Source organism: Aeromonas sp. s13 (genome assembly GCF_040907905.1).
Taxonomy (GTDB): domain Bacteria; phylum Pseudomonadota; class Gammaproteobacteria; order Enterobacterales; family Aeromonadaceae; genus Aeromonas; species Aeromonas veronii.
In genome coordinates this window covers 19,396-33,671 of sequence record NZ_JBFOCS010000040.1, presented here as the reverse complement: position 1 = coordinate 33,671, position 14,276 = coordinate 19,396, and the positions used below count along the sequence as shown (strand labels likewise).

The following is a 14,276-nucleotide window of genomic DNA, read 5'->3' as shown; positions in this document are numbered from 1 at the left end:
GGGCACCATGATCCGTATAATCATTCTGGTCGCCGTGATGGTCGCAGGGCTGATCTTTGGCCCGCAAGCCTCCGGTAACAAGGGCTATGTGCTGATTGCCCTTGGCAATTACACCATCGAATCTTCCGTAACCAGCGCGGTGATCCTGGCCGTGCTGTTCTACGGCGCCCTGCTGATCGTCGAGTGGCTGCTGGGTCGGGTATTCGGCCTGCGCCGCAAGACCCTCGGCTGGTACGGCTCGCGCCGCCGCCGCAAGGCCAATCAACAGACCGTCGCCGCCACCTTGGCAATGGCCGAAGGGCACTACAGTCAGGCTGAAAAGCTGATGATCAAGGGGGCCAGCAACAGCGACACCCCGCTGCTCAACTACCTGAGCGCCGCCAAGGCGGCACAGGCCCGTGGTGACGACGCCCGCCGGGATCAATACCTGCAAAAAGCGCAGGAGGAGAATCCCAAAGCCGAGCTGGCGCTCACCCTGACCCAGACCCAGTTGCAGATCGAGCAGGGCCAGTACGATACCGCGCTGGCGATGCTGGAGTCGGTCTACGCCCTCAACCCGCGTCACCCCATGGTGCTGGATCAGCTGCGTCAGGTGCATCTGGCCCGTCAGGACTGGAGCGCCCTGTGCGACCTGATCCCGACACTGCACAAGGTGGGCAAGCTGACCCCGAAACAGGAAGAAGATCTGCTGCAACAGGCTTGGTGTGGTCGTCTGCAACAGGCTGCTGGCAGCCTCGAGCCCCTCAAGGCGGTGTGGCAGGAGCTGCCGCGCAAGCTGCGCCTCGAGCCTGAACTGCTGGCCAGCTACGGCGATCTGCTGCGCCAGCTGGGCGCCGATGGCGAGGCCGCCACCCTGTGGCAGGAGGCGTTGCGCAAACAGCCGATGCCGCAGTTGCTGGCTCGCCTGCCCAAGCTGAAACTCGACAGCTACCAGTCGCTGCTGGCGCTGCTGCAAAAGCAGCAGGGGCAACCGGAAGTGGACACCGCACTGGCCCAGCTCTATCTGCTGGCAGGCCAACTGGATGATGCCCAGAAGCTGCTGGAACAGGAGGTGGAGCGGGCGCCGAGCGCCGCCGCCTACCACGCCCTCGGCCAGCTGATGGACAAGCGCCGCCTTACCAACAAGGCCAACGAGTACTATCGTCAGGCACTGGAACTGGCGGGAGTCTGATCCCCGGCAAACAGAAACGCGAGAGGCCGCATGATGCGGCCTCTTTTTTTATCTCTTCGCCCTGCCCTCGTCAGGTAGTGAGCCGCTCCAGCTCGCCGATCAGCCAGATAGCCTCGGCACGGTGGCTGCCGCACACATCCATCATGGGGCGAAAACCACCGCACACCGCCGGCCGTTCCGGTTGACCGAAGATCTTGCAGCCAAGGGCGCTATCGAGCTGGATACAGGGGACGCCAGCCGGTTTGCCATCTGGCATACCGGGAATGGCACTGCTGATACTGGGGGCGATGCAACAGGCAGCGCAGCCGCTACGACACTCCATAGACTCCACTCCTTTGGGACGGTCTGAGCCACCATAGCCGAAGCGGCGGCACAAACGTAGCTGGCGCACAAGAAAAAGCCCGACCGCACGGGCGATCGGGCTTCAGACAACACTGCCGGTTCAGCGAGCCATCATCACAGGATGATATCGCGTACCACGCTGTCTTTGCGCTCCAGGTAATGGATCGACTTGATACGGCGAATGGTACGGGATTTACCACGGATCAACAGAGTCTCGGTGGTCGCCATCACGCCATCGCTGGTGATGCCATCCAGCAGATCACCCTTGGTGATGCCGGTAGCGGAGAAGATGACGTTGTCATTCTTCGCCATGTCTTCCAGCTTGAGCACCTTGTTGACGTCGATGCCCAGCGCTTCGCAGCGGGCAATTTCCTGCTCGCCCAGCGCACGCACTTCCGGGCTGTCGCCCTTGACGCGATGACGCGGCACCAGACGGGCCTGCATGTCGCCATCCAGCGCACGGATTACCGCCGCGGAGATCACCCCTTCCGGTGCGCCGCCGATGCCATACAGCATGTCGACTTCGCTATCCGGCAGACAGGTGAGGATGGAGGCGGCAACGTCACCATCAGGAATGGCGAACACCCGCACGCCCAAACCCTGCATCTCCTTGATTGCCTTGTCATGACGCGGCTTGGCCAGGGTAATGACGGTCAGACGGGAGAGCGGCTTGCCCAACGCCTTGGCCACGGCCTTGAGGTTCAGCTCGAGCGCCTGATCCAGGTCGATAGCGCCTTTGGCCTTGGGCCCAACGATCAGCTTTTCCATGTACATGTCAGGCGCTTTCAGGAAAGAACCCTTGTCGCCCACCGCCAGCACCGCCAGCGCGTTGGCCTGCCCCATGGCGGTCATGCGGGTACCCTCGATGGGATCGACCGCGATATCCACCGCGTCGCCGTGTCCGGTACCGACCTTCTCGCCGATATAGAGCATCGGTGCTTCATCAATTTCACCTTCGCCGATCACAATCTCACCATCGATCTCGATCTGGTTGAGAATGTGGCGCATGGCCGCTACGGCCGCCCCATCAGCGATATTCTTGTCACCACGTCCGAGCCACTTGTAGCCAGCCAGTGCAGCCGCTTCCGTCACTCGGGAAAACTCGATTGCCAGTTCACGTCTCATCGCATATCCAACCTATGGAGCTCGAAAACGGGCGGCATTCTACCACAAGGGCAAACCTTTGCGCACAAAAGTAGCCGCTCCGAGCAAGAATGTAGCCAATTCATCCAATTGCAAACCAATTGCCATCGACTCTTCATCCAACTGTCACCCCGCTGTCATCCCCGCTGCCTAGCATGACCCCGTTTTCAAAACAAAAGCTTGCAACACCACAAGGGATTAAGATGAAAAAGCTGACTGTAGTGGCACTGGCTCTCACCGCAGCCTTCCAGGCTCAAGCCGTTGAAGTGTACAAAAATGACACCTCCATGCTGGATCTCTATGGCCGTATCTACGCTGGCCACTTCTTTGGTGACAAGAAGGAACTGGATGCCAGCGGCAAACCGAAAAGCGAATACAGCGACAAACAGGGAGCCAACCAGTTTGTCCGTTTCGGCGCCAAGGCCGAGACCCAGATCCAGAGCGGCCTGAAGGCTCTGGCTCAGTACGAAGTACAGATGTATATCAATGACAGCGAGAAGACCATCAGCGAGAACTCCGACAACCTGCGCACCCGTCTGGCGTTCGCCGGTGTCGGCGCTGACTGGGGCACCGTGACCTTCGGTCGCCAGAAGGGGGCCCCGGGTTTCCTGGCCGACTGGACTGATGTCTCCCTCTCCGACGGCTACGGCAACGACGCGCTGGGCGCCAAGACCGACACCTTCGCCACCAACCGCGCCGGTTCCGTGCTGAAATACTCCGGCCTGTTCAATGGCTTCCAGCTCGACACCAGCTACAAGTTCGACGGTGGTGACACCGAAGAGACCACCAGCAAGGATAGCGACGCCGCCTACGGTGCTGCCGTGGCCTACACCTTCCCGTTCAACCTGTCTCTGGGTACCGCTTACAACGTCGGTATCCGTGACAAGAGCGGTGAAGAAGATGCCAAGCTGTGGCTGATCTCCGCCAAGTTCGACAACAAGGCCGCCTACGCTGCCCTGAGCTATGCCGATGGCAGCGACTTCCTGGCGACCGGCACCGATCACACCGGTTGGGAAGCCGCGCTGGGCTACAACTTCGAGAACGGCTTCGGTCTGATGGCCCTGTGGAACAAACAGGAGCAGGACAAGGCTGGTATCAAGAAAGACAACGTGGATTACTACACCCTGGGTGCCCAGTACAAATTCAACAAGAACCTGCGGGTGATTGGCGAGTACCGTATCAACAATCTGGACAGCAAGGAGAGCGGCAAGCTCAACGTCAAGGATGACTTCCAGCTGGCTGCCCGCTACGACTTCTAATCGAGGTTTTGCGGATCCCCAAAGCGCGATGGCTTGCCATCGCGCTTTTTGCTGGGCATCGCTCACGACCGGAGAAAGTGGCCTAGGCTCAACAGTAGATGTATCGCCGGAGAGATGATCATGGTCAGGCTGCCTTTCGTCCTGCTGTTGCTGCTGGCTCTTCCCGCTCACGCCCTCTCTATCGCCATGGTGCTGTGGCGCGGTGAAACCGCAGCCGAAGCGGGCTTTCGGGCAGAGCTGACCCGTCTTGGCTATCAGGCCACCATCACCACCTATAACGCCGATCAGGATCGTACGGCGCTGGCAACCATGCTGCGCCAGCAGATGCTGCCGAAACTGGCCGAATACGACTACATCTACACCTTTGGCACCACCGCCACCACCATGACCAAGAGTCTGGTGGCCAACCGCAAACCTCTGATTTTCAATGTGGTCTCCGATCCGGTCGGGGCAGACATCCTCTCGGAAGACAAAGCCCAGAACAGCATGGTGGCCGGGGTAAGCAACATGGTGCCGATGGCACTGCAACTGGCCAACGCCAGCGAGCATCTGGCCACCGGCAAACGGCTGCTGCTACCCTTCAACCCCCGTGAGCAGAACACCCTGCTGGTGGCCGATATGCTGCTCAATGAAGCGAAACGCTATCAGTGGCAGATGGTCACCTGGCGAATGGCCCCTGACCCACGGCGGCTGGACAACGAACTGAAGCGGCTGCAACAGGATGCCAAAAACGACATCGTCTTTCTGGCCGCAGACAGCTATCTGCTCTCCATCGCCCCCCGCCTGCTGAATGCGCTCAACGCAGCTGCCATCCCTACCATCTGCAGTGCCGAGCTGTTCGTCGAACACGGCTGCAGCGTTGGCACCATCAGCAGCTACGAGGCGCTGGGCAAGATGGCCGCCGGGATCATCCATCGCCATCAGCAGGGAACAGAGTTGCAGGATATTCCGCTGCAGACCGACCCCCATCCCAAACTGGTGCTGGGGCAGCTGGGTAACGCCACCACGCAGGAGGCTAGCCCCGAAAAGCCGAAGCCTTGATAAAGATCTCGGCCAATCAGGCTCCGGGCGGGTATGCTGTTGACCCCCATCGCCCGAGAGCCCTTTCCCATGAGCACCACCGTCTTTTTTGCCGTTCTGCTGGCAGCCCTGCTTCACGCCAGCTGGAATGCGCTGGTCAAAATTGGCGAAGAGCGGCTGGTGGGGGTGTCACTGGTGGCGATCTTCTCAGGGCTTATCGCCGCCGTGGCGCTGCTGCCCATGGGGCTTCCCTCTGCTGCCGAGCTGCCCTGGCTCGGCCTCTCAGTCCTGCTCCATATCGGTTACTGCCTGTTTCTCAGTCATGCCTACAATCAGGGCGATTTTGGCCAGATCTATCCGTTGGCCCGTGGCAGTGCCCCGCTGCTCGCCATGGCGTTAAGTGCCATATTGCTGGGGGACTACCCCGGTTACGGCGGCCTCATCGGCGCCTGCATGCTGATCATGGGGGTCTTGCTGATGGCCTGGCGAGGTGGGCAGCAGCGCCTTGACAGCAAAGCGGTTCGGGCAGCACTGATCACGGCCATGTTCACGGCGACCTATACCCTCTCGGATGGAGCCGGCGCCCGCGCAGGGGGTGAACCGGTACGCTACACCCTCTGGCTCTTTGCCTGTACCGGGCTGTCGATGCTGCTGGTGCTGCTCGTCCACCAGAGACGTAACGCCTGGCGCCAGATCCGTCGCCATGCGATGGCGGGAATGGCAGGAGGAGCCATGTCACTGCTCGCCTACGGGATTGTTATCTGGGCCATGACCCAAGCCCCCATTGGCGTGGTCGCGGCTCTGCGCGAAAGCAGTGTGCTGTTTGCCATGCTGCTCTCGGTCTGGCTGCTGAAAGAGCCGCTCGGGCGCATACGGCTGACGGCGGCGGCCATTATTACCGGCGGCGTGCTGCTGACCCGGCTGGGAGGATAAGCGCTGTCGCCATTGGGGCGCATTTATCAGGCAGGATGGCGTAATTCACTCCGCCAAATATGCCGAATACCAATAATGGAAATAAGTGTCGGCCCGGGCGTAAATGTTTACATCCGCAACGTATCAATTAACTGGCAGGTCTGTTTATTTCAACCACAGCTTCATTCGGGAAACTTACCTGCCCAGCAGCATTAATGATAAAATCATTCACAGTTAATTTTCGGCAACGCTGACCAATACCGCGCATGGCATAGACCATGCCGCTCCGCCCATACATTCATTGACCGCCTGACGGGTAAGCCAGCCCGGTCAGAGATGACCCGATCGCGCCCGCCACAACAAGATGGCATGGCGCTACCGCGTTATTAATGGGTCCGGTTTCGTCCGTTTAATTTTTGATTATTTTAAATCCAGCACTATCAGGGAGTTTTTAATATGTCAGCAAAAAAGCTGAAGTTAGGCGCCTTTATATTGATGATATTAACATCGGTATTTGGCGTCACTAATATCGGGATCGGTTTTTACCGAATGGGATATGCCGCCATTCCGATGTTCGTGATCGGCGGTCTGTTTTTCTTCATCCCGTTCATTTTGATGATGATCGAATTCGGCACCGGCTTTCGCAAAGAGGCGGGCGGTATCTTTACCTGGATGCGCCACTCGGTCTCGACCCGATTCGCCTTTATCGGTCTGACCATGTGGTTCGCCTCCTACGTCATCTGGATGTTTGGCAAGGCGCTCTCCATGTGGGTGCCCCTCTCCTTCATGCTGTTTGGCCGCGACATCACCGTCATCCCGGTCACCCTGGGCACCGGCATCGACTTCGGCCCCTTTATTCTGGGCGTGGTCGCCATCGGGCTGGTTGCCACCGTCACCAAGCTCATCACCCTGGGTAGCGCCCGCTTCGCCAAAGTGGCGGCTATCGGCGGCCTCTCCGTGGTGGCACTCAACGTGTTGCTGCTGGTCGGCGGCGTCTTCACCTTCGCGGTGAGCGGCATGACTCTGCAGGAGCCCTTCACCCAGGCATCGCTGACGGCGTCTCCCAATGCCGCTTTCAACGACATCATCCCCTTCCTCGGCTTTATGGTGTTCGCCATCTTCGCCTACGGCGGGGTCGAGGCGATGGCCGGGGTGGCTGACGAGCTGGAAGATCCCGAGCGCGACCTCAAGCGCGGCATCTTCCTCTCCGGCGCCTTCATCGTGCTCTGCTACATCATCGGCTTTCTGGCGGTTGGCTCCATCATGCGCTGGAGCGACTTCCCGGCCGAGGGAATCACCTCTCTCTCCGCCCTTTTCATCATCATGCTGGAGCTGGGGCGCCATCTCGGTGGCGAGTGGTTGGGACAGGTGTTCATGCGCTTTGCCGGATTGGGCATGTTCCTGAGCTATCTGGGTGCCTTTATCGCCCTCTCCTACGCACCGCTGCGCCAGTTCATCACCGGCACCCCGAGCTACTTCTGGCCGGAGCGTTTCCAGCGCGAAAACGAGAATGGCGTGCGGATTGAAGCCCTCAAAGTGCAAGCTTGGGTGGTCTGTCTGTTCATTGCCGCCAAGTCCATCTTTACCCTGATCAACCCGGAAGGGGCCGCCGCCCTCTATGAGCTGATCATCACCATGACCAACGTCGGCATGACCCTGCCCTACATGTTCCTCATCTACGCCTGGTATCGCTATCGCAACAACCCGGCGCTGGACAAGGATCTGATCTTCTTCAAGAGCGCGGACTCGGTACTGCTGGCTACCATCATCAGCCTGATCCTGGTCGCCTTCGGCAACGTCTTTACCGTGGTCGCCCCCTTTATCTCCGGCGATATATCCACCGGCGTCTGGACCATCATTGGCCCGCTGCTGTTCGTGGTGATCGCCATGCGCTTCAAGATCAAGCAGGAAGATGCCCACTAAACGGTAAGCAATGCTCCATGCCAATCGGGACCGTTCTGGTCCCGATTTTTTTAGCGCCGGCTTCCGCTCGCCATCACGGCCAGCCCATAGTTTCAATGCAAAAAAAGACTCCATGGAGACCTCTTTTACGCTCTCCTTGCCGTCAGAGCGCGCTCAACGCCGTAAATTATCAATATCAAGGTGAGAATGATTGTGAAGCGCCAGTTCACGACATATAACTTAGCGAGATATCCCTGTATTTCGTCCGGTAGAGCTGATCATGATGATGCGTTCCCTCCTTCCCCTGTTGCTTGGCGCAGTAATGCTGCCGGCCACTATGGACAGTGCCCATGCCAACCCCTTTTCCGCCAGCAGCAAGAGCAGCAGTGGCTTTCTCGAGCGACGGGATGTGCCCAACCTCAGCTCGGCTGCCTTCGTGGTGGCCAACCACAGAACCGGCGAGGTGATCTCCGAGCGCAACGGCAACCGGGTAATGCCCATCGCCTCCCTCACCAAGCTGATGACGGCGCTGGTGGTGCTGGATGCCAACCTGCGCCTCAACGAAATGCTCACCGTGACCAATGCCGACATCGACCGCATCAAGGGAACCGGTTCACGACTGGCCATCGGCTCCAGGCTCAGCCGCGCCGAAATGCTCCATATCGCCCTGATGTCCTCTGAAAACCGCGCCGCCTCGGCGCTGGCCCGCCACTATCCCGGCGGCCAGCGTGCCTTTGTCGAGGCGATGAACGCCAAAGCCCGCATGCTGGGGATGTGGAATACCCGCTACGCCGATAGCACAGGGCTCAACCCGCGCAATGTCTCCACCGCGCAGGATCTCGCCAAACTCGCCGCCGCAGCGGCCTCCTATCCGCTGATCCGCCAGTACTCCACCGACGAGCAGAGTTATGTGCGCACCAACAAGCGTCAGCTGCACTACCTCAACTCCAACCGGTTGATCCGCGAAGGGCAATGGGAGTTCACTCTCTCCAAGACCGGCTATATCCGCGAAGCGGGCCGCTGTCTGGTGCTGGGCACCAAGGTCAATCGTGAGCCGGTGATCATGGTGTTGCTCAATGCCGAGACCACCAACGATCGGGTCGCCGATGCCAAGCGGATCAAAACATGGCTGGAGAGCTCGGGCAGAACCACCCTGGCCGCCAACCAGAGCAGCATGCTGACTCACCAGTAAGCTCGAGCTCCCCAACCAAGCGAGGCGCCAGCCTCGCTTTTTTTATCTGGATGAGCGCGCCCAAAAAACGGGAGCTTGCTCCCGTTACAGGTAACACCTTCCGCCACCCCGTTACAAAACGTAACTACTCAACAGCGCGAATCACACTAATAGAATCAATTGGTTGTAAGTTTTCGGCAAGAATTTTAGCGTGCCATCACAACCCCTGTAACGACGAGCCACCATGCGTATTTCCAGTATCGAGTGCGGGCGGGTGCTGGCCATTCTGGCCGTGATGACCATTCACGTATCCCCCTTCGCCAATCCGTTCAATCCCGCCCTGTGGGGAAGTGGATCCTGGCTCTGGCTGAGCGGCACCATCAACCAGTTATGCCGCTTTGCCGTGCCGCTGTTTTTCCTCTGTGCCGGTTACTTTCTGCAGCCGAGACTGAGCCGCGAAGCGCCGCTGACCGTTGCCTGGCGCTACTGCCACCCCTTGCTGCTGCTCTGGCTGGTTTGGAGTCTGGTCTACCTGCTGGTGCCGTTCAATCCGCTGGATGCCGTGCAACAGGGCTATCTGGCCTCCCTGCGCGGGCAGTGGCAATTCCAGCTCGGCGACCCCCTCAACGGCTGGCTGGTGGGCGGCATGATCCACCTCTGGTTTCTGCCAGCCCTGGTCATGGCGGTGGCCCTGCTGGCACTCTGCTACCGGCTTGGCAGACCAGAGCTCGCCCTCTGGCTGGGTCTTGGCCTCTACCTGCTGGCGCTGCTGGGGGGCTCCTATGCCAAGCCGCTGCTGGGCGCCGAGTGGCCACTGCTCACCCGTAACGGCCCCTTCTTCTCCCTGCTGTTTGTGGCGCTAGGGGCCCTGCTGCGCCAGCGTCAGTGGCAGCCGGATACCCGCACCGGCTGGCAACTGCTGCTGGCGGGCGTGGCGCTCTATGGCTGTGAAGCCTGGGCGCTGCAGCACTTTGCCGCAGTGCCGCTCACCCGCCACGACTTTCTGCTCGGCTCCCTTCCCTGGGCTCTCGGCCTGTTTGGCCTGCTGCTGGCCAACCCCGAGTGGGGCAAGGGCAGCTGGCTTGAGCGCCAGGCCCCCAAAGTGCTCGGGATCTACTGCCTGCACATGATGCTGGTGGTCTGGCTCTTCGTATTCGGCCCGCAGGGCGCATCCATCCTGTGGGAGATCGCCAAAGTGCCGCTGCTGCTGGGATCGTCTCTGCTGGCCTATCGCCTGCTGGCGGCCCAGCCCCTCACCCGCCGGCTGCTGCGTACCCACTGAACCCTCCATCCGGCCCGACATATCGGGCCGGATATCGCTTCACATTTCGCACCTTTTTCTTCCGCTACGCCCTTTTCCCCTTGCGTCGTTCGCGCGGTTTGCGGCAATGGCTCTGCTTTTCAGCCGAGCTCCCCCCGACCGCACAACCCGCCCCCAATGCCCCCCTCCATTTTCACCTTGCCAGACAAATGAAAATCAATATCATTGGCATCCCGTTTAATCGGGTCAGGCTAATTATAATTAAATCAATATGTTCGAGCCGTCAGGTCGACATCCAAAGAGTCAATATTGAATATGCAGCACCCTCACTTTCGCAGAACGCTGGTCTCGCTGGCACTGCTGGGCACCGGCTTCACTGCCCAGGCCGCCGATGAAACCATGACTGTGGTTGGTAAACGTTCCCAGCATCAGGAAGTTGCCACCGCTACCCGTACCAATACGCCAGCCAAGCTGGTTCCCCAGACCATCGACAGCGTCAAGGTCAGCGAGCTGACCGCCTTCGGCCAACCGACGCTGAGTGAAGCCCTGAGCGGCATTCCCGGGGTCAACGCCAGCGGTGATACCCGCTTCGATGGAGTCAATATCCGCGGCTTCAGCGCCAGCAACGACTTCTATCTCGACGGGTTCCGCGACGACATGCAGTACACCCGGGATCTCGGCAACATCGAGCGTGTGGAAGTGCTCAAGGGCCCGGCTGCCGTGCTCTACGGCCGTGGCAGCACGGGGGGCATCGTCAACCGAGTCAGCAAGAAGCCGCAAAAAGGGCAGGAGTCCAGCGTCACCGCCCGGGTCGGCAGCTTTGACAGCCAGCGGCTGGCCGCCGACCTCAATGGCGAGGCGAGTGAGCAGGTGCAACTGCGCCTCAACATGGCGCAAGAGGACAAAGATAGCTTCCGCAACGGCGTGAAGAGCAAGCGCACTCTGCTGGCCCCTTCCGCCAACTGGGAGATCAGCGACAACCTCAACTGGCTGGTGCAGTACGAGCGCAACGAACATGACCGCACCCCGGATCGCGGCATTCCCGGGGTCAATGGCCGTCCGGCCGATGTGCCGCGAGAGTATGTTTACAGCGATACCAGCCGCGACTTCATTGATGACGTGGCGCAATCCACCCGCTCCCGCCTCTCCTGGGATATCAACGATCAGTGGCAGTTGCGCCAGCAGCTCGGTTACTCCACCCTCGACAGCCAGTTTGACAACACCTATGTCACCAGCGTCAAAGGGGATCAGGTGACCCGCTCCCGCTGGCAGCAGGATCTGAAAGCGAAGAACCTGATCAGCAACACCGAGGCCGAAGGTCTGTTCCAGACCGGCCCGGTGGAACATCGCCTGCTGGTCGGCTTCGAGCAGAACTGGCAGGAGCGCACACCCAAGCTCTACCAGAACGCCACCGCCATCCCGTCCGGCAACCTCTACGATCCGGGCTCGCTGCCTACTTACAATGGGGCCATGAAGCTCTCCAGCGACGCCAAACACAAGGTGCGCGGCAATGGCCTCTATCTGCAGGATCAGCTCAGCCTGGGTGACTGGCATCTGGTTGGCGGGCTGCGCCGTGACGACTTCACCGTCACCAGTCGCCGCTACGACCTCAACAAGGAGGAGAGCGTCTCGGTCAACAGCCTGAGCCCGCGCCTCGGTCTGGTGTGGAATCCCCTCGAGGATCACGCCTTCTACACCTCCTACAGCAAGACCTTCACTCCGGTGGGCGGCGAGCTGATCGGCATCACCCCGGGTGACAAGAACAACGGGCTGGAACCCCAGCACACCCGCCTCTACGAGGGTGGAGTGAAGAGTGACTGGCTCAACGGCAAGCTGGCGACCACCCTCTCCCTCTATCGACTGGAGATGTACAACAAGCGCACCAAGGATCCGCTGGATCCCACCAAGGTGATCCTCACCGGCCTGCAACGCACCGAGGGTGTCGAGCTGAGCGCCCGCGCCGAACTGACCGACGAGATCTACCTACGCGGCGGCTTCGCCATTCAGGATGCGGAGCAGGTCAAGGCGGATGCGGATCTGCAGGGCAAGCGCCCGATGAACGTCTCCCGCCAGAATGGCCAGTTCTATCTCGGCTACAAGAGTGGTGAGCAGGGCTGGTTCGGTGAAACCGGCGTGACGGCGGTGGGCGATCGCTTTGCCGACAACGCCAACACCACCACACTGCCCGGTTACGCCCGCTTCGATGCGCGCGCCGGTTATCGCTGGCAACAGTGGGAAGCCGAGCTGAGCGCCGAGAACCTGACTGACCACGAGTACTTCGTCAGCGCCACCAGTGCCACCCAGATCATGCCGGGCACACCCCGTCAGCTGAGCCTGACCGGTACCTACCGTTTCTGATCTCTGTGACAACCACCCCGACTGGCCAGCCCTTGCTGGCCAGTTTTTTATGAAGCAACCACGATGAAACGCAGAAGAGTTCCCCTTCACAACAACAAATGGGTACGCCGCCTCCATGCCTGGGCCGGTTTTTTTACCCTCGCCCTGATGCTGATGTACGGCATCACCGGCCTCTGGCTGCAACACCGTGCCGTGTTGCCCATTCCCGGCCCCCACACCGACAAATCGAGTGAAGAGATAGTGCTGGAGGCGCCACTCGCCAGCCCGGAGCAGCTGAACAGCCTGCTGCAACAGCGCTATCCCGATACCTTTGCCGACGGGCGAACCATGATCACCCCGGCCCAGACCCTGCCCACCCCGAACGGCCCGCTCACCCTGCCCGCCAAGTGGGAGATGCGCGGCGTCACCCTCAGCCAGAGCGTGACCGCCAGCTATGTTGAGGGTACCCTGCTGGTACGTACCGACCTGCAACTGGCCAACTTTGCCGCCAGCCTCAACCGGCTGCACCGCGGAATGGGCACCGGCCTCGGCTGGCAGCTGTTTGGCGATATCGCCGCCCTGGCCCTGCTGCTGCTCGCCCTTACCAGCCTGTTTATGTGGACCAAGCTGCACGGCACCCCCAGAGCCATCATAGCGCTGACGCTCGCTGGCAGCCTCGGTACCCTGCTGTTTGCCCTGCTGGGATAGCACGGCAACCATGTTCTGATGCAGCAAGGTTTGGAAAAAAACGCAATAGATACAGACCGCTGGCGGTGATGCCGGCGGCCACATCAAGAAAAGGAAATAACGGAGAGCGGCAAAAGAGAAGGGATACCAAGAGGTAACGGGAAGTACTGCCTGCTCAGCAGCAACGCACCAATGCGCAGGAACGCCAAAAAACAAAAGGCCATCATTGCTGATGGCCTTTTGTCATGAATTTTATGGTGCCCGGGGTCGGACTCGAACCGACACGGTTATTCACCGGCGGATTTTGAATCCGCTGCGTCTACCGATTTCGCCACCCGGGCAACTGCGAGGGATTATACGAATGGCGCGATGCCATGCAAGGTGTTTTTCGATTGAACACTCCCGTTTGTTCATTTATTCAACGCCTTGCCGATGCGGGGCCAGTTACATAGAATGCCGCCATCATCTTAATGGAATAAAAACGATGGCCAAGCCTAAAAAAGTCCAACAAAAATCCCCCTCTCCCGCCACTCAGCCATACCCGTCAGCGGGTCTGATGCGTCGCCTCGGCGCCCTCATCTATGATGCGCTGGTGGTGACTTCGCTGCTGATCATCGCCGGCTTTATCGGCATGGGTGTCGCCAAGCTGTTGCTGGTCACCGGCATGGCCAGCGTACCGGCGGGTGAAGATACCGTCTGGTTGCTGACCCGCCACCACCTGAGCCTGATCTACACCCTGTGGCTCGCCTTCGTCATCTGCGGTTTCTACACTTGGTTCTGGACCCGCGCTGGCCAGACCGTCGGCATGCGCGCTTGGCGGCTGCGCATTCAGAACGAGGATGGCAGCCACATCCGCGTTACCCAGGCGCTGATCCGTCTCGCTACCGCCGCCTTTGGTCTGGGCAACCTGATGTGCCTGTTCAACCGCCAGCGTCCGCGGGCGTTTCAGGATATCTGGGCCGAGTGCGAAGTGATCGTGCTGAGCAAGCAGGAAAATCTGGAATTGCTTAACAAGTAATACCGGAGCAATGCAGCAACGAAAGAGGGCACCAACAGGTGCCCTCTTTGCAT

At 60.0% G+C, this 14,276-nt stretch carries 12 protein-coding genes and 1 tRNA gene; 10 read left to right on the top strand and 3 right to left on the bottom strand.

Annotated elements, in window-relative coordinates; all coding sequences use genetic code 11:
• Window positions 1–7: 7 nt before the first annotated feature.
• The gene (locus AB5Y82_RS06710; RefSeq protein ID WP_368173790.1) at window positions 8–1,171 is read left to right on the top strand and encodes a heme biosynthesis HemY N-terminal domain-containing protein; all 1,164 of its coding nucleotides are present in this window, start codon (window positions 8–10) and stop codon (window positions 1,169–1,171) included.
• Between the two features lie 70 nt (window positions 1,172–1,241).
• On the opposite strand, the gene AB5Y82_RS06705 is transcribed toward AB5Y82_RS06710, so the two are convergent.
• Complete coding sequence (locus tag AB5Y82_RS06705) at window positions 1,242–1,493, bottom strand: YkgJ family cysteine cluster protein (RefSeq protein WP_005336384.1); 252 nt, start codon at window positions 1,491–1,493, stop codon at window positions 1,242–1,244.
• Between the two features lie 134 nt (window positions 1,494–1,627).
• The gene (gene glpX, locus AB5Y82_RS06700; RefSeq protein WP_040068786.1) at window positions 1,628–2,638 is read right to left on the bottom strand and encodes a class II fructose-bisphosphatase; all 1,011 of its coding nucleotides are present in this window, start codon (window positions 2,636–2,638) and stop codon (window positions 1,628–1,630) included.
• Between the two features lie 221 nt (window positions 2,639–2,859).
• On the opposite strand from glpX, the gene AB5Y82_RS06695 reads away from it, so the two are divergent.
• From AB5Y82_RS06695 to AB5Y82_RS06660, 8 genes are all read left to right on the top strand, one after another.
• A complete protein-coding gene (locus AB5Y82_RS06695) occupies window positions 2,860–3,915 on the top strand; it encodes a porin (RefSeq protein WP_021231817.1) in 1,056 nt (351 codons plus the stop codon).
• Between the two features lie 120 nt (window positions 3,916–4,035).
• Window positions 4,036–4,956, top strand: a complete 921-nt coding sequence (locus tag AB5Y82_RS06690; protein ID WP_100654741.1) for an ABC transporter substrate-binding protein — start codon at window positions 4,036–4,038, stop codon at window positions 4,954–4,956.
• A 33-nt stretch (window positions 4,957–4,989) separates the two neighbouring features.
• Window positions 4,990–5,868: a DMT family transporter gene (locus AB5Y82_RS06685; RefSeq protein ID WP_111899796.1), complete on the top strand. Its 879-nt coding sequence runs from the start codon at window positions 4,990–4,992 to the stop codon at window positions 5,866–5,868.
• A 435-nt stretch (window positions 5,869–6,303) separates the two neighbouring features.
• Entirely contained in the window at window positions 6,304–7,770 is a 1,467-nt protein-coding gene (gene yjeM / locus AB5Y82_RS06680; RefSeq protein WP_159144476.1) for a glutamate/gamma-aminobutyrate family transporter YjeM, read from the top strand.
• 259 nt (window positions 7,771–8,029) lie between these two features.
• The gene (gene pbpG, locus AB5Y82_RS06675) at window positions 8,030–8,941 is read left to right on the top strand and encodes a D-alanyl-D-alanine endopeptidase (RefSeq protein ID WP_005336410.1); all 912 of its coding nucleotides are present in this window, start codon (window positions 8,030–8,032) and stop codon (window positions 8,939–8,941) included.
• A gap of 223 nt (window positions 8,942–9,164) precedes the next feature.
• Window positions 9,165–10,202: an acyltransferase gene (locus tag AB5Y82_RS06670; protein ID WP_111899794.1), complete on the top strand. Its 1,038-nt coding sequence runs from the start codon at window positions 9,165–9,167 to the stop codon at window positions 10,200–10,202.
• 294 nt (window positions 10,203–10,496) lie between these two features.
• Complete coding sequence (locus AB5Y82_RS06665; protein WP_111899793.1) at window positions 10,497–12,539, top strand: TonB-dependent siderophore receptor; 2,043 nt, start codon at window positions 10,497–10,499, stop codon at window positions 12,537–12,539.
• A 21-nt stretch (window positions 12,540–12,560) separates the two neighbouring features.
• A complete protein-coding gene (locus tag AB5Y82_RS06660; protein ID WP_336375889.1) occupies window positions 12,561–13,226 on the top strand; it encodes a PepSY-associated TM helix domain-containing protein in 666 nt (221 codons plus the stop codon).
• Between the two features lie 234 nt (window positions 13,227–13,460).
• Here AB5Y82_RS06660 and AB5Y82_RS06655 read toward each other — a convergent pair.
• A tRNA-Leu gene (locus tag AB5Y82_RS06655) sits at window positions 13,461–13,546 on the bottom strand.
• Window positions 13,547–13,689: 143 nt separating this feature from the next.
• On the opposite strand from AB5Y82_RS06655, the gene AB5Y82_RS06650 reads away from it, so the two are divergent.
• Window positions 13,690–14,223, top strand: coding sequence for an RDD family protein (locus AB5Y82_RS06650; RefSeq protein ID WP_042053459.1), 534 nt, complete (start codon window positions 13,690–13,692; stop codon window positions 14,221–14,223).
• Window positions 14,224–14,276 lie beyond the last annotated feature (53 nt).

Excerpts from the sequence above, each read along its gene's own strand:
- AB5Y82_RS06710 (WP_368173790.1), top strand. The coding sequence starts at position 8 with ATGATCCGTATAATCATTCTGGTCGCCGTGATGGTCGCAGGGCTGATC.
- AB5Y82_RS06705 (WP_005336384.1), bottom strand. The coding sequence starts at position 1,493 with ATGGAGTGTCGTAGCGGCTGCGCTGCCTGTTGCATCGCCCCCAGTATC.
- glpX (WP_040068786.1), bottom strand. The coding sequence starts at position 2,638 with ATGAGACGTGAACTGGCAATCGAGTTTTCCCGAGTGACGGAAGCGGCT.
- AB5Y82_RS06695 (WP_021231817.1), top strand. The coding sequence starts at position 2,860 with ATGAAAAAGCTGACTGTAGTGGCACTGGCTCTCACCGCAGCCTTCCAG.
- AB5Y82_RS06690 (WP_100654741.1), top strand. The coding sequence starts at position 4,036 with ATGGTCAGGCTGCCTTTCGTCCTGCTGTTGCTGCTGGCTCTTCCCGCT.
- AB5Y82_RS06685 (WP_111899796.1), top strand. The coding sequence starts at position 4,990 with ATGCTGTTGACCCCCATCGCCCGAGAGCCCTTTCCCATGAGCACCACC.
- yjeM (WP_159144476.1), top strand. The coding sequence starts at position 6,304 with ATGTCAGCAAAAAAGCTGAAGTTAGGCGCCTTTATATTGATGATATTA.
- pbpG (WP_005336410.1), top strand. The coding sequence starts at position 8,030 with ATGATGATGCGTTCCCTCCTTCCCCTGTTGCTTGGCGCAGTAATGCTG.
- AB5Y82_RS06670 (WP_111899794.1), top strand. The coding sequence starts at position 9,165 with ATGCGTATTTCCAGTATCGAGTGCGGGCGGGTGCTGGCCATTCTGGCC.
- AB5Y82_RS06665 (WP_111899793.1), top strand. The coding sequence starts at position 10,497 with ATGCAGCACCCTCACTTTCGCAGAACGCTGGTCTCGCTGGCACTGCTG.
- AB5Y82_RS06650 (WP_042053459.1), top strand. The coding sequence starts at position 13,690 with ATGGCCAAGCCTAAAAAAGTCCAACAAAAATCCCCCTCTCCCGCCACT.